The sequence below is a fragment of the Gordonia aichiensis genome, assembly GCF_039946255.1.
GTDB lineage: Bacteria > Actinomycetota > Actinomycetes > Mycobacteriales > Mycobacteriaceae > Gordonia > Gordonia aichiensis_A.
On sequence record NZ_JBCDWL010000005.1, the window covers coordinates 74,147 to 96,434 of the forward strand.

The window sequence follows — 22,288 nt, forward strand, 5'->3', positions numbered from 1 at the left end:
CGACACGCGAGTGAAGTAGAGAAGGATGATGGGGATCTCTTTCTGGCGGAACCACCCGAACCGGGTTCACGTGCCTCGTCGCAGTCTTGCCGTCGGGACCACCGCCTTCGCTCTCGGCGCGCTCGTCCTGAGCGGCACCGTGTCGAGCGCGACCGCCGATCCCCGCCCGCGCGGCACCGCGCACACCGCCGTCGACCTCGCCGGAGACCAGCTCTCGGGCGATCAGGCGGCGGCCCTCGTGCGGTCCATCGCCGGCACCGTGCCCTCCGCCCCGACCCGCCTGGTCGGCTTCGCGCCGCCGGCCGCACCCGCGATCGACGGCGACGGCGCCGCCCAGTTCCGCCTCGCCGCGAACCTGCCGCCGGGACCGCTCGGCATCCCCGGCGTCGTGTTGAAGGCCTACAAGCTCGCGGCGACGCGCGTCGCCGCCGAGACCCCGCAGTGCCGTTTGCCCTGGTTCCTCCTGGCAGGCATCGGCAGAATCGAGTCCGGCCACGCCGGCAACGGAAACGTCGACGCCTTCGGCAACTCCCGCACCCCGATCCGCGGCCCGGTTCTCGACGGCACCCTCGCCGGCAACGCGGTCATCCGCGACACCGACGGCGGCAAGCTCGACGGCGACCCGACCCACGACCGCGCCATGGGACCGATGCAGTTCATCCCCAGCACGTGGGCCGCGTGGGGTGCGGACGGCAACGGCGACGGGAAAGCCGATCCCGACAACATCTTCGACGCCACCTACTCGGCCGGACGCTACCTGTGCGCGGGCGTCGCCGACATCATGGCCGGCCAGAACAAGGTCAACGCCGTGCTTCGCTACAACCATTCGATGGCGTACGTGAACAACGTTCTCGGCTGGGCCGGCGCCTACGCCGCAGGCGTGATGCCCACGACGCCGATCCCGGAGATGTCCGCCGCGCCCGCGGACAAGGACGCCAAGGATCAGGCGAAGAAGGACCGGGACAAGAAGAACGGGGACAAGCAGGACCGGGACAAGACCGGCTCGTCCCCGGCGCCCGGCACCTCGACGCCGCCGAGCAAGACCTCACCGGCCCGGCCGCCGCAGAACTGCCTCGGCATCATCTGCCTGCCGCCCGGCATCGGTCCGGCCCCGCTGCCGGCACCGAAGCCGAAGCCGTCCCCGCAGGCCACGACACCGCCCCGGTCCACCGCCCGCTGAGCCGATCGGCCTGATCCGTCTCGACAGGGATATGGTTGAGTCGTGAGCACTCTCGCCAGTCCCAACGAATCAGCAGTCCGCTCGGCGTTGAGCAAGGTCATGGACCCCGAGATCGGGAAACCGATCACCGAGCTCGGCATGGTCAAATCGGTGACCGTCGCCGACGACGGCAGCGTCGACGTCGGCGTCTACCTGACCACCGCCGGATGCCCGATGCGCACCAAGATCTCCGACAGCGTTGAGACCGCGGTCGCCGATGTTCCCGGTGTCGGCACCGTCCGGGTGGAACTCGACGTCATGGACGATGAACAGCGCACCGCACTGCGCAAGAAGCTGCGCGGCGACCGTGCCGAACCGGAGATCCCGTTCGCCAAGCCCGGCAACCTCACCCGGGTGTATGCGATCGCGTCCGGCAAGGGCGGAGTCGGCAAGTCGAGCGTCACGGTGAATCTGGCGACCGCGCTCGCCGACCGCGGACTGTCGGTGGGTGTGCTCGACGCCGACATCTACGGCCACAGCATTCCTCGCATGCTCGGCAGCGACGCCAAACCGACCCAGGTCGAGTCGATGATCATGCCGCCGCAGAGCCACGGGGTCAAGTTCATCTCGATCGGCCAGTTCACCGACGGGAACACGCCGGTCACGTGGCGCGGGCCGATGCTGCACCGCGCACTTCAGCAGTTCCTCGCCGACGTCTACTGGGGCGACCTCGACGTGCTCCTGCTCGACCTGCCGCCCGGCACCGGCGACGTCGCGATCTCGATCGCCCAGCTGATCCCGGGCGCGGAGATCCTGGTGGTGACGACCCCGCAGCAGGCGGCCGCCGAGGTCGCCGAACGCGCGGGCGCGATCGCCCTGCAGACCCGCCAGAAGATCCTCGGCGTGGTCGAGAACATGTCGTGGATGGAACTGCCCGACGGTTCGCGCATCGAGCCCTTCGGCTCCGGCGGCGGCCAGACGGTGGCCGATCGGCTGACGCGCGCGGTCGGTGCGACCGTCGAACTCCTCGGCCAGGTCCCGCTCGAGCAGGAGCTGCGCGAGGGCGGCGACGCCGGCACCCCGGTCGTGCTCTCGGCCCCCGAGTCCGCCTCCGGTTCGGCGCTGCGAGCGATCGCCGACAAGCTGGCGGTGCGCCGCCGCGGCCTGGCGGGCATGAGCCTGGGCATCGACACCACTCGCCACTGAGCCGCTCGACACCGAACGAGCCGGCCCCGAACGGATCCGCGACCCTCGACGGCAGGCGCCCTCGCAGGGTCGCGGATCCGTCTGCGGGGGTGCCGACGACCGACGGGTGAAGTGAAGACCGGCGGATGAAGGCCGGGGCGTGAAGGCTAGGTGGCTTCCCAGTCGGTGACGTCGTGGCGGCGCGGCGAGGATGGCGACTCGCCGGACGCCTGAGCCGATCCCGGGACGGCCGGCCCCGACGACGGCGTCTCGCGGCGCGGCTGCACCCGGCTGATGTCGAGCGTCTCCCGAACCGACTTGCCCATGTCGTCGACGGTCGACGAGTCGCCGTCGAAGAGATGCTTGGTGACGATGCTCTTCGGGCTCATCTGACGCAGCTCGTTCAGCTGCGTCAAGGGCTCGCGGAGTTGATCGAACTCGGGCCCCAGCTCGTCGCGGAGCTGTGAGCTGGCGCCGGTCGCATAGTCGCGGACCTTCTTCAGCGATCCCATCGCCCACGAGACCGCGCCGGGAAGGCGTTCGGGTCCCAGGATGATCAACGCGGCGACCAACAGGATGAGCAGTTCGCCCCAGCCGATGCTGCTGAACATGGTCTCTCGCCGTCCTCTGCCGAGCCGTAGGTCAGCTAGTCGCTGACCGGGGTGATGCGCCCGTCGAAGTAGCGCCCGTCGCGCCAGTAGGTGAACTCGACGTCGCCTCCGATCTTCGACGTCCGCACGGCCACCGTCAACTCGTCGGCGCCCTCGATCGGGCGCCCGTTGAACTTGGTGATCACGTCGCCCTCGCGCAGTCCGGCCGACGCCGCCGGGCTGCCGGCCGCGACGTCCTTGATCTGAGCGCCGAAGATCCGATCATTGCGGACGGTGGCGGCCGTGATGCCGACCGCCGGATGGGTCACCTTGCCGTCCTTGATGAGGGTGTTGGCGATCGGGATCACTTCGTTGATCGGGATCGCGAAACCGAGGCCGATCGAGCCGCCCGCCGTCATCGCCCCGGCGGTGTTGACACCGATCACCTGGGCGTCGTCGTTGAGGAGCGGACCACCGGAGTTGCCGGGATTGATCGCCGCGTCGGTCTGGATCGCGTTGATCACCGCGTCGGTGTCCGAATCGGCGTCCGGGCGCAGCGGCACCGGACGGTCGACGGCGGAGATGATCCCGCTGGTGACCGTCTTGTCGAGGCCGAGCGGCGAACCGAAGGCGATCACCTCCTGCCCCACCTGCAGGTCGTCGGAGTTGCCGAGGTCGGCGACCGTCAACCCGGTGACGTCGTCGACCTTGATGACGGCCAGATCGGTCTTGACGTCACGCCCCACCAGTCGCGCGGGCACCCGCTGTCGGTCGGCGAAGACCACCTCGAGCTTGGCCTTGGAGTCGTTCGCCGCCTTGGAGATCACATGGTTGTTGGTGACGATGTATCCGGCCTTGTCGACCACGAATCCCGAGCCGGAGCCGCCGTCGACGGCGGTGCGCACCTCGATCGTGACGACGGACTTCTGCGCCGCCTTCGCCACGCGCTCGACGTTCGTGTTCGGTCGGCCCGAGTCGGGGCTGCCGCCTTCGAGCCTGACGGTGTCGGCGTGCAGCGGGGTGACGACTTCGGCGGTCCACCGACCGACGAGTCCGCCGAACAGTCCGATGAACAGAGCCAGCACACCCAGCGTCGCCAGCGCCCACCAGTGCACCCGGCCGCCGAACAGCAGTTCGCGAATGCCCAGGCGGGGACCCGGATCGACGGCCTGCACCGATTCCTCGGGCCCGACGGCGGGCGACGACATCGAGGCGAAGCTGCCCGGATCGCGCCAGGGATCGGGTTCGGCCTCGGGTTCAGCGTCCGGCTGCGCGTAGGGATCGCGCTGCAGCGTGTCGGTGACACCGGCCGGACGGGCGAAGGCCTCGGCGAGCACCGGATCCGGCGCGGCGACCGTCGGCTGCGGTCGTCCGGCGGGTGCGACGTCGGGCGCGAAGGAGCCTTCGACGCCGGGCGGCCTGCCGAAGGTGGCGGCCTGGTCCGGTCGGTTCGGCTCCGGCGGCGCGGCGGCGGCCGACCGCACGTCGGACGTGGTGGAACTGTCGGTCACGAGTCAGCGGCCCCACCGGTTGGTTCGACGGTCGCTGCGCAGGTCGATCTCCTGCGTCGGAATCCGACTCAACTGCGCACGCAGGGAGTCGGGCACGCTCAGTTCGGTCTGGCAGGCCTGCAGCATGGTCCGGGCCCGAGCCTGCGCGGTCACCTCGCGTGCGCAGTCGTGACAGAGCGCCAGGTGCGTATCGGCACGCGCAGCGGCCTGGATGGTCAGCTCGTTGTCGACGTAGGCCACGACGGCCTCCGGATTCAGGTGCTCGGTCGAGGCGAAGGCCGACGGGCGACGAGGATTCCACGCGGCGAAACCGGGATCGGGCGAGATCGGCGCCGGAGCGGCACGACGACCCCCGCGCGAACGGCCTGTCTGTCCGAGACCCACCGGCGTCACCCCTCTCATGGCGTCATTGCGGCTCACTTTATCCGACTGCCCAGGGTAGCCGAAGACGCCGTGGCGGGTCGGCCGCCTCACTCCGCGGCCGCGACCGAGCGGCTGTCGGTGTAGCCGCGCGCGGCCAGGAACTGGCGGATGCCCTGCCTGCCGCGATGGATCCGGCTGCGGACGGTCCCCATCTTCACCCCGAGGGTGGCGCCGACCTCCTCGTAGGAGAGGCCTTCGATGTCACAGAGCACGACGGCGGCGCGGAACTCCGGAGCCAACGAGTCGAGGGCCGCCTGCAGGTCGGGATCGAGGTTGGCGTCGGCGAAGGCCTGCTGCGGGTCGGGGGTGCTGGTGGGGATGCGCTCGTACTCGCCTTCGAGGGCCTCCATGCGGATCTTGCTGCGCCGCCGCACCATGTCCAGGAACAGGTTCGTGGTGATGCGGTGCAGCCAACCCTCGAAGGTGCCCGGCTTGTAGTTGGTCAGCGACCGGAAGACTCGGATGAAGGTCTCCTGGGTCAGGTCCTCGGCGTCGTGCTGGTTGCCGGAGAGCCGGTAGGCCAGGCGGTACACGCGGTCGGCGTGTTCGGCGACCAGTTCGTCCCACGACGGCATCAGGTGTCGATCGCCGGTGGCGTCGAATCCGGCGGTCCCGCGGAAGGCTCCGGCGGAGCCGTCGGGGTGGTTTGCGCCTGCGTCAGGGACGGTCATCGTGAGAATGCCAGTTCCTTTCTTCGCCGCCGCGAGGTGTGGGCGGTCACTGCCCGTACAACGACATCGGAGCGATCGGTATTCCGAACCATTGCGCTCTACCCTGTCCCATTCGAATGAGGGTCGGCTATAACTGGCCTGAGTGTTAGCTAAGGATGGGTCGGGACGAATCGGCGAGCCCGCAAGCCGCAGGTCAGCGACGTGTGGCACCCTCGTTGTCATGACTGACACAGCGGCCACCCCGCGAGCGGAGATCCTCAGCGCCTATGCGGAGAGCGCGATCGTCGAAGACGACGCGCTCGTCGCCGCTCGGCTGCGCGCCGAGGAACTCGGTGCACCGACCATCTCGCCCGCGACCGGCGCACTCCTGTCACTGCTGGCACGGGTGGCCGCGTCCAAGCACGTCGTCGAGATCGGGACCGGGGTCGGGATCAGCGGCCTGTGGCTGCTGGCGGGCATGCCCGAGACCGGGGTGCTGACCACCATCGATCCCGAACCCGAGCATCATCGCGCGGCGCGCGAGACCTTCGCCGACGCGCACATCGCGCCCGGCCGCACCCGACTGATCAACGGCGCGCCGAGCGATGTGCTGACGCGGCTCGCCGACGACACCTACGACCTGGTCTTCGTCGACGGCGCGCCGCTGAGCTATCCGGTGTTCGTCACCGAGGCGATCCGGATCGTTCGGCCGGGCGGCCTCGTGGTGGTCAACAACGCCTCCGCGGACGGCACGATCGCCGACCGCGACGCCACCGACCCGCGCACGCTGGCCGTCCGGGAGGCGGCGTCGGTGATCGCCGAGGACGACCGCCTGCTGCCCGCCGTCATCCCGGTCGGCACCGGCCTGCTCGCCGCCGCGAAGGCCTGATCGGCGGCCGAGCCCGACTCAGACGTCGGTGGAGAAGCGGATGCCGCTGTCGGGGATCTGCACCCCGGGCCACACGCGGGCCCCGCGCAGCAGTTCGCAGCGGGCGCCCACCTGCGCGCCGTCGCCGATGACGGTGTCGCGCACCAGGGCGTTGGCGCCGACGGTCGCATCGAAACCGACGATGCTCCGTTCGACCACCGCGCCGGCCTCCACGGCGGCGCCGTCGAAGACCACCGCGCCGTCGAGTCGGGCGCCGGCGCCGATCCGGGCGCCGCGGCCCACCACGGTCCCCCCGATCAGGACCGCGTCGCGCGCCACGTCGGCGCCGTCCAGGACCAGCGACTCACCGCAGGACTTGGTCAGGGCGGGCGACGGCGCGATGCCGCGCACCAGGTCGGCCGAGCCGCGGACGAAGTCCTCCGGGGTGCCCATGTCGCGCCAGTAGGCGTCGTCGACGTGCGCGTGGATGTGCCGCCCCTGCGCCAGCAGCGACGGGAACACCTCCCGTTCCACCGATACCGGACGACCCGCCGGGATCTCGCCGATCACCTCGCGGTTGAAGACATAGGTGCCCGCGTTGATCTGGTTGGTCGGCGGGTCCTGCGTCTTCTCCAGGAAGGCGGTGACCCGGCCGTTCGCGTCGGTGGGGACGCACCCGAAGGCGCGGGGGTCGCCCACCCGGACCAGGTGCAGGGTCACCTCGGCGGCCGATTCGCGGTGCGTCGCGAGGACGTCGCGGATGTCGGTGCCGCCCAAGACGTCGCCGTTGAAGACGAGCACCGTGTCGGCCGTCAGTCGGTCGTAGACGTTGCGGATGCCCCCGCCGGTGCCGAGCGGTTCGCTCTCGGTGACGTACGTCAGGTCGAGGCCGAGGGCGGAGCCGTCGCCGTAGTGGTCGGCGAAGACGTGCGCCTGATACGACGTGCCGAGCACCACCTCGGTGATCCCCGCCTCCCGGATCCGCGAGAGGAGGTGGGTCAGAAACGGGGTCCCGGCGGTCGGCAGCATCGGCTTGGGCGCCGACAGGGTCAACGGTCGCAGTCGGGTGCCTTTGCCGCCGACCAGGACCAACGCCTGAACAGATGGGGTCACGGAGATTCCTTCCTCGTCCACACTCGGGTGGTTGGTCAGCTCATGCCTGCGCGTCGGCGTTCGCGCACGGCCGCGGCGACGGCGATCTTCGATCGCGCCGCCAGCCCGACGCGCAGGGCCAGTCGGATCGGCGCCCGCAACAGGCCGGGATTCCGGTCGGCGGTGAAGCGATAGGCGCTGGCGTGGTGCGCGGGGATCATCAACTCCGGATGCTTGCTCACCGAGTGACTCTTGGCGTGCATGACGCGGGCCGCGGGCACGAAGACGTTCAGCCAGCCGGCGCGTCCCAGCCGGTCGCCCAGGTCGACGTCCTCCATGAACATGAAGTAGCGGGAGTCGAATCCGCCGATGTTGTCGAACGCCGCGCGGCGCAGCAGCAGGCACGATCCCGACAGCCAGCCGACCGGCCGTTCGACGGGGTCGGCGTCGTCGTTGCGGTAGGCGGCGGTCCACGGGTTCGACTTCCACACCGCGCCCAGCACGGCGTGCCCGGCGCCGGAGACCAGATCGGGCACCCGGCGCGCCGACGGGTAGACCGATCCGTCCGGCTCGGTGATCAGCGGTCCGAGGCTCGCCGCGCGCGGCCATCGCCGCGCGGCGTCGAGCATCTCGTCGATCGACCCGGGCGAGAACTCGACGTCCGGGTTCGCCACCAGCACGAACTCCACGTCGGGATCGATCTCGGCGACCCCGCGATTGACCGCGCCGCCGTAGCCGATGTTGCCTCCGGTGCGGACGAGCGTGACGTTCGGGTCATCGGCCGCCGCCTGCTCCGGGGCGCCGTCGGTGGACCCGTTGTCGGCGATCACCACGCGCGGCGTCTGGGTCGACGCGACGGGCAGAGTGCGCAGGAAGTTGTGCAGATACTCTCCCGAGGAATAGGTCACGGTCACGACGGCGAAGCTGGCAGTCACCGGCCCAGACTAACGGAGCAGATCGGCCGCACCCTACCGGGCGGTCACCGCGTCGTGCAGTGCCTCACGCCAGTCCCGCAGCGGCGTGAGGCCCGCGGCGGCCCAACTCGCCGACGACAGCACCGAGTATCGGGGGCGCGGCGCGGGTCGGGGGAACTCCGCCGTCGTGCACGGCTCGACCCGCTCGGGGCGGGCACCGACCTCGGCGAAGACCGCCGCCGCCAGATCGCGCCAGGTCGCGCTGCCTGCGTTGACCGCGTGCAGGACGGCGCCGCCGGACAGGCCCGGTTCGCCGCGCCGATCGGCCAGTTCCCACAGGCCGCGGGCCAGATCGACCGCGTACGTCGGTGAGCCGATCTGATCGTCGACCACGCGCACGGTGTCCCGTTCGCGCTCCAGGCGCAGCATGGTGGACACGAAGTCGCCGCCGCCGTCACCGCTGAACACCCACGCGGTGCGGACCACGATCGCCGTCGGATCGGCGCGGCGGACCGCACGCTCCCCCGCCAGCTTGCTGGCGCCGTACACGGTGGCGGGCTCGCCGTCCACGTCGGCGGGCTCGAACGGTCGCGGGCTACCGTCCTCGCCCGTCACCGGTCGAGCGAAGACGTAGTCGGTGGACAGGTGGATCAGTCGGGCGCCGGCCGCCGCGGTGACCGCCGCGAGGTTGCCGGGGCCGTCGGCGTTGACCGCGTACGCCGCCGCCGCGTCATCCTGCGCCGCATCGACCTGCGTGTGCGCCGCGGCGTTGACGACGACGTCTCCGGCTCTCAGGTCCGCCAGGGCGCGCCGGACCGAGCCCGGATCGCGCACATCGATGTCTGCCGAGGTCAGCGGCCTGACCGGCCGACCGGACGCCGTCGCCTGGAGCGCCGTCCCCACTTGTCCGCGGGCGCCGATGAGGAAGCACTGCTCGGTGTTCATGGCTACCGATCCTGACGCATCGACCCCCGCCCCGCCTTACGAACCGGCCCGCCCCGTGCGGCAGATCACCGACACCGTCCCCGGCGCCGCCTCCCCGAGATGCCCGGCCCGGATCAGTATTCTTGCGAAGGAACGGCGCCCGGAACCGGTCGGCCGCCTACCGAGGACCGAAGGGACAGCTCAGCACGTGGAGTCACGACGCGAGGACCCTCGCCGACCCGAGGGCACGGACACCGCACCGGCCCCCGGCGCCGGGGCGACCCGCCGCCGCCCCGCGCCGACCCGAACCGGTTCCGCGGCACGCTCTCGCCGGACGTCCGAGGAGATCCACACCGCGCGGCGCGTCAAGCGCGACGACGACCCCCGCCCGGGCCTGCCGCCGGGCAGCCTCCGCGCGGCGATCCGGCTCTGGGCCACCCGGCCCGTCGCCGGCATCGCTCCCAAGAACATCGGCCGCGCGCTGGTGGCCCTGGTCACCGTGCTGGTCCTCGTGGTCACCGGGCTGGGCTGGGCCAAGGTGCGGAGTCTGAACAGTTCGGTCACCCTGCTCGGCGGCCTGGGACTGGGCGGCGGCGACGACGGCGCGATCGACATCCTGCTCGTCGGCACCGATTCGCGCGTCGACGCCAAGGGCAACCCCATGTCCGCGGAGGAACTGCGTTGGTTGCGCGTCGGCGGCGACGTCAGCACCAGCACCGACACCATCGTTCTGGTCCGCATCCCGACCGACGGCTCCAAGGCCACCGCGATCTCGATTCCCCGCGACTCCTACGTCGACGTCCCGGGCATCGGCATGAGCAAGATCAACGCCGCCTACGGCGCCACGAAGGAGGGCGTGCGGGTCCGCGAGGTCGAGAACGGCACCAGTGAGGCGAAGGCCGAGGCCGACGGGACCAAAGCCGGACGCAAAGCGCTCATCGACAGCGTCGCCGAACTCACCGGCATCACCGTCGACCACTACGCGGAGGTCGGTCTGCTGGGCTTCGCCCTGCTCACCGACGCAGTCGGCGGAGTCGACGTCTGCCTGAAGAAGGCCGTCGACGAGCCCTTCTCGGGTGCGAAGTTCCACGCCGGCGTCCAGACCCTGAGCGGCCCCCAGGCGTTGAGCTTCGTCCGCCAGCGACACGAGCTCCCCCGCGGCGACCTCGACCGGATCACCCGTCAGCAGGTGTACATGGCCTCGCTCGCGCAGAAGATCCTGTCGACGCAGACGCTGACGAACACCGGGAAGATGCAGGAGTTGCAGAACGCGATCTCGCGGTCGGTCGTCATCGACGACGGCTGGGACATCCTCACCTTCGCCGAGAATCTGAAGGACCTGACCGGAGGAAACGTCCGGTTCACCACGATTCCGATCCAGGACGATCAGGCGTGGAGCGACGACGGGACGCAGAGCGTGCTGAGGGTCGACCCCCAGGCCGTCCACGAGTTCGTCAACCGCCAGCTCGGTCGCAGTTCGCCGACCAAGTCGAGCAACCCGCGCACCGACTACACGGTCGACGTGGTCAACGCCGGAACGGTCGAAGGCCTCGCCGGGAACGTGATGCGGTTGCTCGTGGACCGCGGCTACCAGAAGGGCGCGACGTCGAGCAAGCCGATGAACGAGTTCGATTCGCTCGTCTTCGCCGACTCCACCGACAACGCCGGCGCCAAGCAGCTGGTGCGCGACCTGAACGCGGGCAGGATCGAGATCCGCCAGGACTCCTCGCTCCCCGAGGACAAGCTGCGGCTGGTGCTCACGAACACCTACAACTCTGGTCTGGGCGCCGTCGCCAACACCGGCGCGGAGTCCGAGTCGACGACCGCCTCCACGCCGACCGGCTCGTCGAAGCCCCCGTCGCCGGTCATCAAGGCCGATTCGGCCGGTCCGGTGTGCGTGAACTAGGGTCCGAGCCGGGCCATGGAGTCTCCTTTCCAGCCCAGAGAGGGTTCGCGATGAGCCATGACACGGTGACCGGTGCGATTCTCGCCGCTGCTGCCGACCGTGCCCGACCGATGCTCACCTACTACAACGAGGGCACCGGCGAGCGGACCGAGCTGTCGGGGGCGACCCTCGGGAACTGGGCGGCCAAGCTCGGCAACTACCTGCGCGATGAGCTCGGCCTGCTGCCGGGCGACCGGATCCGCGTCGACCTGCCCGAGCACTGGCAGACGGCCGCGGTGTTCCTCGGCGCCTGGTGGGCGGGGGTCGCGGTCGACCTCACCGACACCGCCGACGACCGGGCCGTCTTCACTTCGCTGCCGAACCTGGCTGCGCACGACGCCGACGAGGTCGTCGTCGTGCCCCTGGACCCGTTCGCGATGGGTACCCGAGATCTGCCGATCGGCGTGAACGACTTCGGCGAATCGGTGCGAGCGCACGGCGATCAGTTCTCCGCTGCCGGGGCGGGCGACGACGCGGTCGACGCGATCACCGTCCGCGAGGTCCTCGCCGCGGGAGATCAGCAGTTGACGCCCGCCGACCGGCTGCTGACCACCCGCCCGTGGCGCACGCCGGCCGATGTCGTCGCGAACTTCGCGGCGCCGCTGCTCGCGGGATCCTCGCTCGTGTTCGTCAGCGGCGAGGTCGACGACGCGCGGCTGGATGCGATCGCGGTCACCGAGAAGGCGACCGTCGTCCGTCGGTGACCGGGCCCGTCACCGAACCAGACCCGTCACCGATGCCGTCCCGTCACGGCACGGGGTCGGCCGCCCGAATCAGCGGTGCAGCGCCCACAGCGCCCGCGCGGCGATCAACTGGTGCACGCGCGGCGTCGGATGGAAGTCGTCGGCCCACACGTAGGCGAGGTCGGCGAACGGCGCCACCAGCGTCGAGCCCGTGCAGAAGACCGAGCTGGCGCTCGGTTCGGTGTTGCGGCACACCGGGTCCGTGGTGTTGATGAAGCCGTACTGCAGCGGCCGGTCGATGATCTCCTTGAGATTCGAGGTCAGATCCAGGTAGACCACCGATCGCATCCCGCGAATGCCCGCGGTCAGGGTGCGGGTGAACTCCTTCGCCCACGTGCTGATCAGGGTGGTCGGCTGCCGGCACGCGCGCATCTTCCGGGGTGTGAGGGCCGCCCGGCCGGCCGGGGTCAGGGTGAAGTCCGCGGCACCGGCGAGCAGGATGGTCGCGCCGCCGTTGGCCCGGATCCGCCGCACCTGCGCCGCCAGATCGGTCGCCGCCTGCCGGACCGCGCGGTCGGCGACCGCGCGTGTCGTCCCGCCCTTGCCCAGCCCGTTGTTGTCGGTGCCGAGGCAGAGATCCGCGAACTGCGCGTACAGGTCGTTGGTGCCGCCGTCGACGATCACCAGTTGCCGCGACCGGAATCGCTTGTGCACCGACAGATAGCGGGTGATCTGATCGCGCACCGGGGCCACCGTGAACGGGCCGCCGATGCCGCTCTGGGACGGTTGGAGCGCCACCCGCGCCCCGCCCTCGGCGTAACCGTTGCCGCCGATCACCCGGGCCGTCCCCTTCCCGGCCGATGCGATGCCGGAGGCCTCGGCGTCCAGGGTGAGCGCCCGATTCGGGCGGACCGTCAGCCCGTACGCCGCGGCCACGTCCTGGACCCAGACGTTGCCCGGGTTCACCGTGAAGCGACCCGGATTGGCCGGATCGCCCGTCGCCGGCGCATACGTGCCGACGTCGCTGAAGCTGTCTCCGAAGACCGTCACCGAGGTCGGCGGTGCCGATATCGCCGGTCCGGCCGCGGCCTCGCCGCCGGGGAGCAGCGAGGCGACCATCGCGACGCTCACGCCCGCCACCGCCGCACACAGTCCAGCACGCTTCATCTCGGTTCCGCCTTCTGCCGCGTGTCCGTCGATCGGACCCCTGCGTGGCGACACTACCGCCGACGCCCCGACCCCGGCCGGGTTTTCGACAGCCGTGCGGCCGCGGATCGTCGCCGAGCCCGGTCATCGCCGAGCCTGGTCATCGCCCGAACCCGGTCACGGTCCGGGGATGTCGGCGCGGACGGCGACGACGGCCGCCTGCACCCGAGACTGCACCCCGAGCTTCGACAGGATCCGCGACACATGCGTCTTGACCGTCGCCTCGCCGATGACCAGCCTGCGGGCGATCTGCGCATTCGACAGGCCCGCGCCCACCCCGCCGAGCACCTGCCGCTCGCGGTCGGTGAGGTCGGCGAGGTCGGGCCCGGCGGCGACCGGCCGCGATCTCATCGCCTGCACGACGATGCGCGTGACCGCGGGATCGAGGACCGCGTCGCCGTCGGCGACCCGCCGGACTCCGGCGACGAGTTCGCTGCCCGACGCCGACTTCAGCAGGAACCCGCTCGCGCCGGCCGCGAGCGCGCCCAGCACGTACTCGTCGATGTCGAAGGTGGTCAGCACCAGGACTCGCGCGTCGGTCTCGAGCAGCACCTGCGCCGTCGCCGCCAGGCCGTCGACCTCGGGCATCCGCACATCCATCACGACGACGTCGGGTCGCAGGCGTCGCGCCGCAGCGACCGCCTCGGCACCGGTCGCCGCCTCACCGACGACGATGTCGCCCGCGGCCTCGAGCACCATCCGCAGGCCCTCGCGAACGGCGCCGTGATCGTCGGCCAGGAGCACCCGCGCCCTGGTCACCGGGCCTCCCGCGGCACTCGGGCCCGAACCACCCAGCGATCCCCCTCGGGACCGACCGTCGCGCTGCCGCCGACGCTCTCGGCTCGGATCTTCATGTTGTGCACTCCTCGTCCCGACACCCAGGGCCCCGCTCCCGGCAGGTTCCCGGGCCCGACCGTCGATTCCGGACCGACCCGGTTGGTGATCGTCACCTCGGCGAATCGGTCGTCGACGGCCAACTCGACCGTCACCTTCTCGCCCGGCGCGTGCCGGGTCGCATTCGTCAGCGCCTCGCCCGCGATCCGCGTCAGCACGGTCTCGGCCCGCAGCGGCCAGCGGTCCGGCTCCCCGCGGACCACGACCTGCGAGCCCACCGCGCGGGCCGCCGCCAGCAGCGGGGCCAGCGACGACCAGCGGACGGTGACGGCCTCGTCGCCGTCGGCGGCGAGCACGTCGATCATCTCCCGGAGTTCGGCCAGCGCCGCCAGGCTGTTGGCGCGGATCGAGGCGACCGCGGGCTGCGGGTCGTCGGCATCGCGCGCGACCTCGGCGAGGATCGCGATCGCCGACACGTGCCCGGCGACGGTGTCGTGCAGTTCGCGTGACACGCGCCGCCGCTCGTCGACCAGCGCGATCGTCCGTTCGGCCTGCGCCGCGGCGCGTTCCGCGGTCGCCGCGCGCACCGTGGCGTTGACCGACTGCGCATACCCCAGCGGCGAGATCAGGAAGGCCACGCCCAGCAGACCGACCAGGACGCCGGTGCGCGGATCCACCGCGAGCGCGACAACCGCCGCCGCGACGACGGTGACCAGTCCGCACCCGACCGCCACGACCCGTCGCAATCGGGGCGCACCGACCGTCACGGTCACGAAGACGATGTCGGTCAACGAGATCCAGAGCGGCAGCGAGACACCCGACGGCAGATCGAGGACGACGAGCACCACCGCCACCGCCAGGGCAGCGGCCGGACGGCGCGGCGCGACGATCTGCGCGACGAAGCCGACGGCCAGAATCGCCGCCTTGACCGGGGTCGAGTGACCGCCGAGTTCTGGGATCAACGTGAAGGCGCCGCTCGCCCACAGCAACACGCCGACGACGAGCGTGCCGAGCGCTGACACGGTCGTCGATGAGAACCCGGCAGTGGAGAACCGGGAGAGGGAGAACCGGGCAGTGGAGAACCGGGCAGTGGAGAACCGGGACAGGGAGAACCGGGAGGTGAACGTCATCGCCACCACTACAGCACACCCGACACCGCGACGGGTCCGCCGAAAGTCGGACGCCGAACGACCGGTCGTCGGATGTGCCGCAGCCGGGTCGGCGCCGATGCTGGGGGCATGAACGATTCGGTCTCCCCCATTCTTATCGCCATCGCCGGCTGCGAGGTCGGCTTCTGGGTGCTCGTCGGCGGTGGACTCGCCCTCCGTTATCTTGCCCGTCTGGGGCGCACCTCCAACGCGGTCCTCACCGCAGTGCCCGTCCTCGATCTCGCTCTCCTCGCGGTGGTCGCGATCGACCTGCATCGCGGCGGGCAGGTGTCCTTCGCCCACCGTCTGGCGCCCGTCTACCTCGGCGTCACCGTCGTCTTCGGCCCGCGCCTGATCCGCTGGGCCGACGCGCGGTTCGCCCACCGCTTCGCGGGCGGCCCCGCCCCGCACCGGGTCCCCCGGCGCGGCCCGGAGCGTGCCCGGCATGAGTGGGCGGAGTTCGGGCGATGGGTCCTCGCCGCGGCGATCGCGGCGGCACTCACCGCCGCGCTGGGCTACGTCGTCGCCGACGCCGCTCAGCGATCGGCGTTGTTCGGTACCTTCTCGACCCTCGGCGTGATCACCGCGATCTGGTTGCTCACCGGCCCCGTCTGGTGTCTGGGTCCGACGAGTCGGAGGACACCGCTGCCCTGACCGCGACCCGCTACGACTGCCAGACCGGATCGCGTTTGCCCAAGAACGCCGAGATCCCCTCCTGTGCGTCGCAGGTGACCGCATTGGTGGCCATCACCTCGGTCATCGCCTCGTAGGCCGCCGGTTCGGTGCGGTCGATCTGGTCGTAGAACGCGCGCTTGCCGATCGCCAGCGTGTCGCCGCTGAACGATCCGATGCGGGCGGCGAGTTCGGCGACGGTCTCCTCCAGCCGGTCGGCGGGCACGGCTTCGTTGATCAGCCCCCAGTCGACGGCGGTCGCCGCGTCGATCATGTCACCGGTCAACAGCATTCGCATCGCCCGCTTGCGTCCCACGGCCCGGCTGAGCGCGACCATCGGCGTCGAGCAGAACAACCCGATCCGCACCCCGGGGGTGGAGAAGCGCGCGGTGTCGGCGGCGACCGCCAGGTCGCAGGTGGCGACCAGTTGGCAGCCGGCCGCGAGCGCCATGCCCTGCACCTGCGCGATGACCGGTTGGCGCACCTCGTGGACGGCGGTCATCAGCTCGGTGCAGGCGGCGAAGATCTCGCGCTCGTCGGCCACGGTGCGCTCGACCATCTCCGACAGATCGTGCCCGGCGGAGAACGCCGGGCCGTCGGCCTTGATCACGATCACCCGCACCGCGGGGTCGTCGGCGAAGGCGCGCAGCGCGGCGGTGGCCGCGCGCATGGTGGCCAGCGACAACGGGTTTCGACGGTCGGCATCGTCGAGGGCGAGGACGCCGACACCGTCGGCGATGGACGTGGAGACAGCAGCTCGGGAAGACATGGGGCCATTGTCGGTCATGCCGCGCCGACGCGTCTGCGGTCCGCGCCAACCGGTCCGAGTCGAGCGGCCTGAGTCTCGCGGTACGGGTCTCGCGGTACGGGTCTCGCGCTACTTCGCCAGCGCCGCCAGAACGCGGTCGGCGTGCACGGCCATGTTCACCTCGGAGGCGATGACGTCGGCGATCCGCCCGTCGACGCCGATCGCGAAGGTCACCCGCTTGGTGGGCATGCCGATCGTCGACAGCAACGATCCGCGGCGCACTCCGAACGCTCGCGCCACCGCGCCGTCGACGTCGGCGAGCAGCGGATAGTCGAAGGCGTGCTTGTCGGTCCAGTCCTTCTGCTTGGCGACGTCGTCGCGGCTGACGCCGACACGCTGCACGCCCGCGGCCGCGAACTCGGCGGCCAGATCCCGGAAGTGGCACGCTTCCTTGGTGCAGCCCGGGGTGAACGCCGCCGGATAGAAGAACAACGCCACCGGGCCGTCGGCCAGCAGCGCGGTCAGGCGGCGCGGGACTCCGTCCTGGTCGGGAAGGGTGAAGTCCGGGGCCTGGTCGCCGATCTGCATACGCGCACCCTACTCGCACCGATCAGGGTGCGCCCGCCGCCGGACCCCTACTTTCGAGGGACACCGGATCATCCCCCCGCCGGATGCGCGTTTCGCACCGTCCGGGCAGAATCGGTCACCATGATCACCGTCGAGCACCTCAGCAAGAGATACGGCGAGTACACCGCCGTGGACGACGTGACGTTCGCGTGCAAGCCCGGTCGCGTGACCGGCTTCCTCGGACCGAACGGCGCAGGAAAGTCCACCACGATGCGCATCATCGCGGGCTTGACGCCCGCGACCTCCGGCTCGGCGACCATCGCCGGCGTCGCCTACCGCGACATCCCCAACCCGGCCACCCAGGTCGGTGTCCTGCTCGACGCCTCGGCGCAGCACGCAGGCCGGACCGGCGCGGAGATCCTGCGCCTGTCGGCCCTGACGATGGGACTGCCGCGCACGCGCGTCGACGAAGTGCTGGCCATGGTGAGCCTGACTCCCGAGGAAGCGGGGCGCCGCGTCCGCAACTACTCGCTGGGCATGCGGCAGCGGCTCGGCATCGCCAACGCGCTGCTGGGAGACCCGCAGATCCTGATGCTCGACGAGCCGGCCAACGGACTCGATCCGGCCGGCATCCACTGGATGCGCGGGCTCCTGCGCGACTACGCCGACCGCGGCGGCACCGTCCTGCTCTCGAGCCACCTGCTGCACGAGATCGAGATCATCGCCGACGATCTCATCGTGATCGGGCAGGGCCGGATCGTCGCGCAAGGCACCAAGGAACAGCTGCTGGCGGGCAGCGGCACTCGCGTCAAGGCGGTCGACGACGCTGCGCTCGGCCAGGCGCTGTCCACCGCCGGGATCGCCGCGCACGTCGCCGCGGGCGGCGGTTTCCACGTCGAGGCGACACCCGAGATCGTGGGTCGCGTCGCACTCGATCACCGCATCCACCTCGTCGAGCTACGTCCGGGCGACAACACCGGACTGGAAGCGATGTTCCTGCAGCTCACCCAGCAGACGCAGCGTGAGCAGCCCGTCACCCAGGGGGCCTTCTGATGACCACCGCCTTCGCCGCCGTCGACCGTGCGGCGCAACCGATCCCGCTCACCCGTCTGGTGCGCGTGGAACTGCGCAAACTGATCGACACCCGCGCCGGCTTCTGGCTGATCGCCGTCATGGGACTGATCACCGTCGTCGTCGCCGGAGTCCAGCTGGCCGTCGGCGGCAACGACCCGGCCGGACTGTCGTACGGCAACTTCTTCGGGACGATGAACATCCCGACGGGGATCATCCTGCCGATCATGGCGATCCTGCTCGTGACCTCGGAGTGGAGCCAGCGCAATGCGCTGACCACCTTCACGATGGAGCCGCGCCGCGAGCGCATCGTGGTGGCGAAGCTGCTCGCGTCGCTGGTCGCCGCGATCGCCGCGGTGGTCTTCTCCCTCATCGTCGGCGCGGTGGCCAATGTGATCGCCGGGGTCGTCGTCGGCGACGGTGCGGGCGCCTGGGATCTGACCGCATCGGGCCTCGGTTACGCCTTCGTGCTGCAGGTCTGCGGACTGCTGCTCGGCTTCGGGTTCGCCGCGCTGTTCCTGAGCACGCCGGCCGCGATCGTCGCGTACTTCGTGCTGCCGACGATCATCTCGCTGGTGTCGAACCTGGTGCCGTGGATCAAGGAGCATCTCGCCGACTGGATCGACACCGGCCGGGTGAGCGAGCCCTTCCTGTCGAGCGGCGGCGTCAGCGGCGCGCAGTGGGCCCACTTCCTGGTGGCCTACGGCCTGTGGATCGGCGTCCCGATGGCGCTGGGCGTCTGGCGGATCCTGCGGTCGGAAGTCAAGTGATCGGCTCGCCCGCGACCGGGCGGTAGTGTCCTGTTGCTCGTCGGCTGACGCGGTCGACTCGACGGCGCCGCGTCAGCCTCGCACGACCTCCCGATGCCCGGCGTCGATCCGCCTGGTCCATCCGCGCTCGTCGAGGAGTTCCAGCAGCGGGATCGCGATCCGGCGGGTGGTGCCGAGCACCTGCCGTGCCTGCGAGGTGGTGAAGGGCTGCGGCAGCCCGGCCAGGGCGCGCATCGCCAGCGCGGGCGCCGTCGGCCCCAGCACCACGCCGTCGGCGACGCGCAGGAGTCGCCCGGCCCGTTGCGCGGCGGCCAGCTCCCGGACCCCCAGGCCGAGGGCGCCGAGGTCGTCGGCCTCCGGGGCGGCGAAGGGCTGCTCGCGCAGCCGCCGTTCCACCTCCGCGACTGCGTGCTCGGCGGGCCCGAGGTCGCCGCGGTGTTCGGGCAGGAAGAGCAGGCCCCGTTCGGCGTGCACCCCGGCACCGGCCACGACCGTCGCCAGCAGGGCGCGATCGGGGAGTTCGAGAACGTCGACCGCCGCCCCGTACGACAGTCCCGCCGCCAACGGGTCCCGCTGGTGCAGATCGCTCACCGCGCCCCGGAGCCGCAGCTGCCAGGCCTGCAGTTGCTCGTGCGCGACCCACCAGTCACCCACTTCGTCGACGCCGCCGGGGACCTCGGCGATCGGGTAGCCCGACGCGGCGAGCCGCTCGCGGCGAACGGCGCCGGCGCGTTCCACCTCCCCTGCGGCCGAGCCACCCTCGGCGCGTGAGGCGAGCTCGTCGGCCCGGCGCACCGCGTCGCCGCGACGGCTCAGGGCCGGCGGCGTCGCATCGAGCACCACCGCACCCGCGACGATTCGGTGCGCGCCGGGATCGCGCAGGACGAGGCGATCACCGCGCCTGAGCGGCAGCTCGCGCGCGAGTCGCAACCTCAGGTGCTCCTCGCCGAGGGGACGCACCCGCGCCGGGACCGCCGCCGTTCCCACGTGGACGGTCACCCACTCGCCGACGTCCGAGGTCGTGCCCGCTACGCACCGGACGTCGACGACCGCCGTCGGCCCGACGCCGCCGGTCGACAGCACGTCGCCGCGGTGGATCCGGTCGTGGCTCACCCCGCGCAGATTGACCGCCACCCGGCTGACCGGGCCCGCCGCCGCCACGGTGCGGCCGTGACACTGCAGACCGCGGACGATGACCGCCTCGGATCCGTTGCGGCCGAACAACTCCACCCCGTCGCCCACGGTCAGTGAACCGGCGGCCAGGGTGCCGGTGACCACCGTGCCCGCGCCGGTGATCGTGAACGCGCGGTCGATCCACAGGCGGACGCCGTCGGCCGGGGCGGTCGGTGCCGGGGCGTCGCCGAGCACCTCGTCGAGGGCCACGCGCAATTCGTCCATGCCGGTCCCCGCGACCGCCGAGACCGCCACGACCGGTGCGCCGCCGAGACCGGTGCCGGCGAACTCGCGGCGGATCCGTTCGATCACCTCCGCCACCCGCTCGTCGGTCGCGCGGTCGCAGCGGGTCACGACGATCAGTCCGCGGTCGATCCCGAAGGCCGCCACCGCATCCCGATGGTCGGCCGACTGCTCCCGCCAGCCCTCGTCGGCGGCGACGACGAAGCACACCGCGGGCGCCGGACCGAGTCCGGCGAGCATGTTGGCACCGAAGCGTTCGTGCCCGGGGACGTCGACGAAGCCCACCTCGCGGCCGGACGGCAGCGAGGTCCACACGAAGCCGAGATCGATGGTGAGCCCGCGTCGGCGTTCATCGGCCCACCGATCCGGCTCCATCCCGGTCAGCGCCTTCACCAGCGTCGACTTGCCGTGATCGACGTGCCCCGCGGTCGCGACGACGAACACCGCTCAGCCCCGGGCCAGCGCGGCACGCACCGCGTCGATCAAACGCGGGTCGTCGGCTTCGGGAACACACCGCAGGTCGATGAGGGCCGCGCCGTCGTGGACGCGCGCCAGGACCGCGGGCGAGCCGGTGCGCAGGGGCAGCGCGACCGCCTCCGGCAAGCGCACCGCATAGCCGGGCAGCGGGACGCCCGGCGCCCCGCCGCCGCCCACCCGGCCGTCGTGCGCGACGACCACCCCGCCGACCGCCGTCGCCAGCGCCTCCGCCCGCGCGCGCAGCCGGTCGGCGTCGGCGTGCAGGTAGCCGGTGACCGGCGACGGCGGGCCCGCGACCGTCGCTTCGAGCGCGGCGAGCGCCAACTTGTCGATCCGCACCGCGCGCGCGAGCGGATGTCGGGCCAGGCGTTCGACGATGTCGGACCGCCCCAGCACCACCCCCGCCTGCGGACCCCCGAGGAGCTTGTCGCCGCTCGCCGTGACTACATCGGCGCCCGCACGCAGGGCGGTCGTCGCGTCGGGTTCGTCGGGCAGCAGCGGGTCGGGAGCCAACAGACCGCTGCCGAGGTCGGCGATGAGCGGTACCCCGTGCTCGCGCGCGGCCGCCGCCAAGTCGCCGACCGCGACGTCCGCGGCGAATCCGCTGACGCGGAAGTTGCTGGGATGCACCTTCAGCAGACAGCCCGTGTCGGGCCCGATCGCGTCCACGTAGTCGCGCAGATGGGTGCGGTTGGTGGTGCCGACCTCGCGCAGCCGCGCCCCGGTCGATTCGATGAGATCGGTGAGGCGGAAGCCCGCGCCGATCTCGATCAGCTCCCCGCGCGAGACGATCACCTCGCGGCCGGCGGCCAGCGCGGTGGTCGCCAGCACCAGGGCCGCGGCGCCGTTGTTGACCAGCAGCGCGTCCTGCGCCTGCGGGCACGCGGCGAGCAGCGCCGCCCGCGCCCCGCGGCCCCGCCTGCTGCGCAGACCGGTCCGCAGGTCCATCTCGACGTCCACATAGCCCGCGGCGTCGGCCACCGCGGCCGCGGCCGCGGCGCCGAGAGGCGCTCGACCCAGGTTGGTGTGGACGATGACGCCCGTCGCATTGAGCACCGGAGTCTGCGTCGACGGTGCCGTCGCCGCCAGGTCGGCCGCGAGCGTCGCCGCGACGTCTGCGGGCGCGAGCTCCCCGCGACGCGCCCGATCCTGGACGGCGCGGATGCGCTCACGGACCGCGGCGCCGGACAGGCGGGTGCGCGCGTCCACCACTGCGGGCAGCGCCAGCAGCGAGTCCGTCCGGGGAATCGCCCGCCGGGGATCCTCGTTCACCTGCCGGCTCCTTCCCCGGGATAGCTGACGCAGAGTTGGCGGAGACGGACGGGAATCGAACCCGCCAGACCGAGATGCTCGGCCTCACCGGTTTTGAAGACCGGGGGGCCCACCAGGAACCCAGACGCCTCCGCCAACCAACATAGCGAACCGGTGTGACGGT

General features: G+C 71.5%; 22 protein-coding genes and 1 tRNA gene. 8 read left to right on the forward strand and 15 right to left on the reverse strand.

Annotated elements, in window-relative coordinates:
* Positions 1-28: 28 nt before the first annotated feature.
* Positions 29-1,180, forward strand: coding sequence for a lytic transglycosylase domain-containing protein (locus tag AAFO60_RS07890; protein ID WP_347955788.1), 1,152 nt, complete (start codon positions 29-31; stop codon positions 1,178-1,180).
* A gap of 42 nt (positions 1,181-1,222) precedes the next feature.
* Complete coding sequence (locus AAFO60_RS07895) at positions 1,223-2,365, forward strand: Mrp/NBP35 family ATP-binding protein (RefSeq protein ID WP_347955624.1); 1,143 nt, start codon at positions 1,223-1,225, stop codon at positions 2,363-2,365.
* A gap of 146 nt (positions 2,366-2,511) precedes the next feature.
* Here AAFO60_RS07895 and tatB read toward each other — a convergent pair whose 3' ends face one another.
* The 4 genes from tatB to sigE all read right to left on the reverse strand — a co-directional run bounded on the left by tatB (position 2,512) and on the right by sigE (position 5,539).
* Complete coding sequence (gene tatB / locus AAFO60_RS07900; protein ID WP_347955625.1) at positions 2,512-2,955, reverse strand: Sec-independent protein translocase protein TatB; 444 nt, start codon at positions 2,953-2,955, stop codon at positions 2,512-2,514.
* Positions 2,956-2,990: 35 nt separating this feature from the next.
* Entirely contained in the window at positions 2,991-4,445 is a 1,455-nt protein-coding gene (locus AAFO60_RS07905; protein WP_424326952.1) for a trypsin-like peptidase domain-containing protein, read from the reverse strand.
* A 3-nt stretch (positions 4,446-4,448) separates the two neighbouring features.
* Positions 4,449-4,847, reverse strand: coding sequence for a zf-HC2 domain-containing protein (locus AAFO60_RS07910; protein ID WP_347955626.1), 399 nt, complete (start codon positions 4,845-4,847; stop codon positions 4,449-4,451).
* A 68-nt stretch (positions 4,848-4,915) separates the two neighbouring features.
* Complete coding sequence (sigE, locus tag AAFO60_RS07915; RefSeq protein ID WP_347955627.1) at positions 4,916-5,539, reverse strand: RNA polymerase sigma factor SigE; 624 nt, start codon at positions 5,537-5,539, stop codon at positions 4,916-4,918.
* 220 nt (positions 5,540-5,759) lie between these two features.
* On the opposite strand from sigE, the gene AAFO60_RS07920 reads away from it, so the two are divergent.
* The gene (locus AAFO60_RS07920; protein WP_347955628.1) at positions 5,760-6,407 is read left to right on the forward strand and encodes an O-methyltransferase; all 648 of its coding nucleotides are present in this window, start codon (positions 5,760-5,762) and stop codon (positions 6,405-6,407) included.
* Positions 6,408-6,425: 18 nt separating this feature from the next.
* Here AAFO60_RS07920 and AAFO60_RS07925 read toward each other — a convergent pair whose 3' ends face one another.
* The 3 genes from AAFO60_RS07925 to rfbD are packed head-to-tail and all read right to left on the reverse strand — an operon-like array spanning position 6,426 to position 9,337.
* Complete coding sequence (locus tag AAFO60_RS07925; protein WP_347955629.1) at positions 6,426-7,499, reverse strand: NDP-sugar synthase; 1,074 nt, start codon at positions 7,497-7,499, stop codon at positions 6,426-6,428.
* A gap of 35 nt (positions 7,500-7,534) precedes the next feature.
* Positions 7,535-8,413 carry a glycosyltransferase family 2 protein gene (locus AAFO60_RS07930; RefSeq protein ID WP_347955630.1) on the reverse strand — a complete coding sequence of 293 codons (879 nt, stop codon included), beginning with the start codon at positions 8,411-8,413 and terminating at the stop codon, positions 7,535-7,537.
* Positions 8,414-8,446: 33 nt separating this feature from the next.
* Positions 8,447-9,337, reverse strand: coding sequence for a dTDP-4-dehydrorhamnose reductase (gene rfbD, locus AAFO60_RS07935; RefSeq protein ID WP_347955631.1), 891 nt, complete (start codon positions 9,335-9,337; stop codon positions 8,447-8,449).
* A 187-nt stretch (positions 9,338-9,524) separates the two neighbouring features.
* On the opposite strand from rfbD, the gene AAFO60_RS07940 reads away from it, so the two are divergent.
* The gene (locus AAFO60_RS07940; RefSeq protein WP_347955632.1) at positions 9,525-11,222 is read left to right on the forward strand and encodes an LCP family protein; all 1,698 of its coding nucleotides are present in this window, start codon (positions 9,525-9,527) and stop codon (positions 11,220-11,222) included.
* A 50-nt stretch (positions 11,223-11,272) separates the two neighbouring features.
* Entirely contained in the window at positions 11,273-11,965 is a 693-nt protein-coding gene (locus AAFO60_RS07945) for a TIGR03089 family protein (protein WP_347955633.1), read from the forward strand.
* A 69-nt stretch (positions 11,966-12,034) separates the two neighbouring features.
* Here the strand turns inward: AAFO60_RS07945 and AAFO60_RS07950 are convergent, their stop codons facing one another.
* From AAFO60_RS07950 to AAFO60_RS07960, 3 genes are all read right to left on the reverse strand, one after another.
* Positions 12,035-13,111: an SGNH/GDSL hydrolase family protein gene (locus AAFO60_RS07950; protein ID WP_347955634.1), complete on the reverse strand. Its 1,077-nt coding sequence runs from the start codon at positions 13,109-13,111 to the stop codon at positions 12,035-12,037.
* A 156-nt stretch (positions 13,112-13,267) separates the two neighbouring features.
* A complete protein-coding gene (locus tag AAFO60_RS07955) occupies positions 13,268-13,909 on the reverse strand; it encodes a response regulator transcription factor (protein ID WP_347955635.1) in 642 nt (213 codons plus the stop codon).
* The gene (locus AAFO60_RS07960; protein WP_347955636.1) at positions 13,906-15,114 is read right to left on the reverse strand and encodes a sensor histidine kinase; all 1,209 of its coding nucleotides are present in this window, start codon (positions 15,112-15,114) and stop codon (positions 13,906-13,908) included. Before AAFO60_RS07960 ends, AAFO60_RS07955 begins: the two co-directional genes overlap by 4 nt.
* Before the next feature lie 108 nt (positions 15,115-15,222).
* Between AAFO60_RS07960 and AAFO60_RS07965 the strand changes: the two genes are divergently transcribed.
* The gene (locus tag AAFO60_RS07965; RefSeq protein ID WP_347955637.1) at positions 15,223-15,786 is read left to right on the forward strand and encodes a hypothetical protein; all 564 of its coding nucleotides are present in this window, start codon (positions 15,223-15,225) and stop codon (positions 15,784-15,786) included.
* A 10-nt stretch (positions 15,787-15,796) separates the two neighbouring features.
* Here AAFO60_RS07965 and AAFO60_RS07970 read toward each other — a convergent pair whose 3' ends face one another.
* Both AAFO60_RS07970 and AAFO60_RS07975 read right to left on the reverse strand, forming a co-directional pair.
* On the reverse strand, positions 15,797-16,591 hold the full coding sequence (locus AAFO60_RS07970; RefSeq protein WP_347955638.1) for an enoyl-CoA hydratase: 795 nt from the start codon (positions 16,589-16,591) through the stop codon (positions 15,797-15,799).
* A 90-nt stretch (positions 16,592-16,681) separates the two neighbouring features.
* On the reverse strand, positions 16,682-17,140 hold the full coding sequence (locus AAFO60_RS07975; protein ID WP_347955639.1) for a peroxiredoxin: 459 nt from the start codon (positions 17,138-17,140) through the stop codon (positions 16,682-16,684).
* Between the two features lie 120 nt (positions 17,141-17,260).
* On the opposite strand from AAFO60_RS07975, the gene AAFO60_RS07980 reads away from it, so the two are divergent.
* On the forward strand, positions 17,261-18,172 hold the full coding sequence (locus AAFO60_RS07980) for an ABC transporter ATP-binding protein (RefSeq protein ID WP_347955640.1): 912 nt from the start codon (positions 17,261-17,263) through the stop codon (positions 18,170-18,172).
* Positions 18,172-18,960, forward strand: coding sequence for an ABC transporter permease (locus AAFO60_RS07985; RefSeq protein ID WP_347955641.1), 789 nt, complete (start codon positions 18,172-18,174; stop codon positions 18,958-18,960). The genes AAFO60_RS07980 and AAFO60_RS07985 overlap by 1 nt, the downstream gene beginning before the upstream one ends.
* Positions 18,961-19,032: 72 nt before the next feature.
* Here the strand turns inward: AAFO60_RS07985 and selB are convergent, their stop codons facing one another.
* The 3 genes from selB to AAFO60_RS08000 all read right to left on the reverse strand — a co-directional run bounded on the left by selB (position 19,033) and on the right by AAFO60_RS08000 (position 22,257).
* Positions 19,033-20,820, reverse strand: coding sequence for a selenocysteine-specific translation elongation factor (selB, locus tag AAFO60_RS07990; RefSeq protein WP_347955642.1), 1,788 nt, complete (start codon positions 20,818-20,820; stop codon positions 19,033-19,035).
* A gap of 3 nt (positions 20,821-20,823) precedes the next feature.
* Positions 20,824-22,125, reverse strand: a complete 1,302-nt coding sequence (selA, locus tag AAFO60_RS07995; RefSeq protein ID WP_347955643.1) for an L-seryl-tRNA(Sec) selenium transferase — start codon at positions 22,123-22,125, stop codon at positions 20,824-20,826.
* 36 nt (positions 22,126-22,161) lie between these two features.
* Positions 22,162-22,257 (reverse strand) — tRNA-Sec (locus AAFO60_RS08000).
* Positions 22,258-22,288: the final 31 nt, after the last annotated feature.

Bases quoted from the DNA above. Each gene is read 5' to 3' on its own strand.
- AAFO60_RS07985 (WP_347955641.1), top strand. From the start codon at position 18,172: ATGACCACCGCCTTCGCCGCCGTCGACCGTGCGGCGCAACCGATCCCG.
- AAFO60_RS07890 (WP_347955788.1), top strand. From the start codon at position 29: ATGGGGATCTCTTTCTGGCGGAACCACCCGAACCGGGTTCACGTGCCT.
- AAFO60_RS07950 (WP_347955634.1), bottom strand. From the start codon at position 13,111: ATGAAGCGTGCTGGACTGTGTGCGGCGGTGGCGGGCGTGAGCGTCGCG.
- tatB (WP_347955625.1), bottom strand. From the start codon at position 2,955: ATGTTCAGCAGCATCGGCTGGGGCGAACTGCTCATCCTGTTGGTCGCC.
- AAFO60_RS07965 (WP_347955637.1), top strand. From the start codon at position 15,223: ATGAACGATTCGGTCTCCCCCATTCTTATCGCCATCGCCGGCTGCGAG.
- AAFO60_RS07920 (WP_347955628.1), top strand. From the start codon at position 5,760: ATGACTGACACAGCGGCCACCCCGCGAGCGGAGATCCTCAGCGCCTAT.
- rfbD (WP_347955631.1), bottom strand. From the start codon at position 9,337: ATGAACACCGAGCAGTGCTTCCTCATCGGCGCCCGCGGACAAGTGGGG.
- AAFO60_RS07970 (WP_347955638.1), bottom strand. From the start codon at position 16,591: ATGACCGACAATGGCCCCATGTCTTCCCGAGCTGCTGTCTCCACGTCC.
- AAFO60_RS07980 (WP_347955640.1), top strand. From the start codon at position 17,261: ATGATCACCGTCGAGCACCTCAGCAAGAGATACGGCGAGTACACCGCC.
- AAFO60_RS07910 (WP_347955626.1), bottom strand. From the start codon at position 4,847: ATGAGAGGGGTGACGCCGGTGGGTCTCGGACAGACAGGCCGTTCGCGC.
- AAFO60_RS07960 (WP_347955636.1), bottom strand. From the start codon at position 15,114: ATGACGTTCACCTCCCGGTTCTCCCTGTCCCGGTTCTCCACTGCCCGG.
- AAFO60_RS07975 (WP_347955639.1), bottom strand. From the start codon at position 17,140: ATGCAGATCGGCGACCAGGCCCCGGACTTCACCCTTCCCGACCAGGAC.
- sigE (WP_347955627.1), bottom strand. From the start codon at position 5,539: ATGACCGTCCCTGACGCAGGCGCAAACCACCCCGACGGCTCCGCCGGA.
- AAFO60_RS07945 (WP_347955633.1), top strand. From the start codon at position 11,273: ATGAGCCATGACACGGTGACCGGTGCGATTCTCGCCGCTGCTGCCGAC.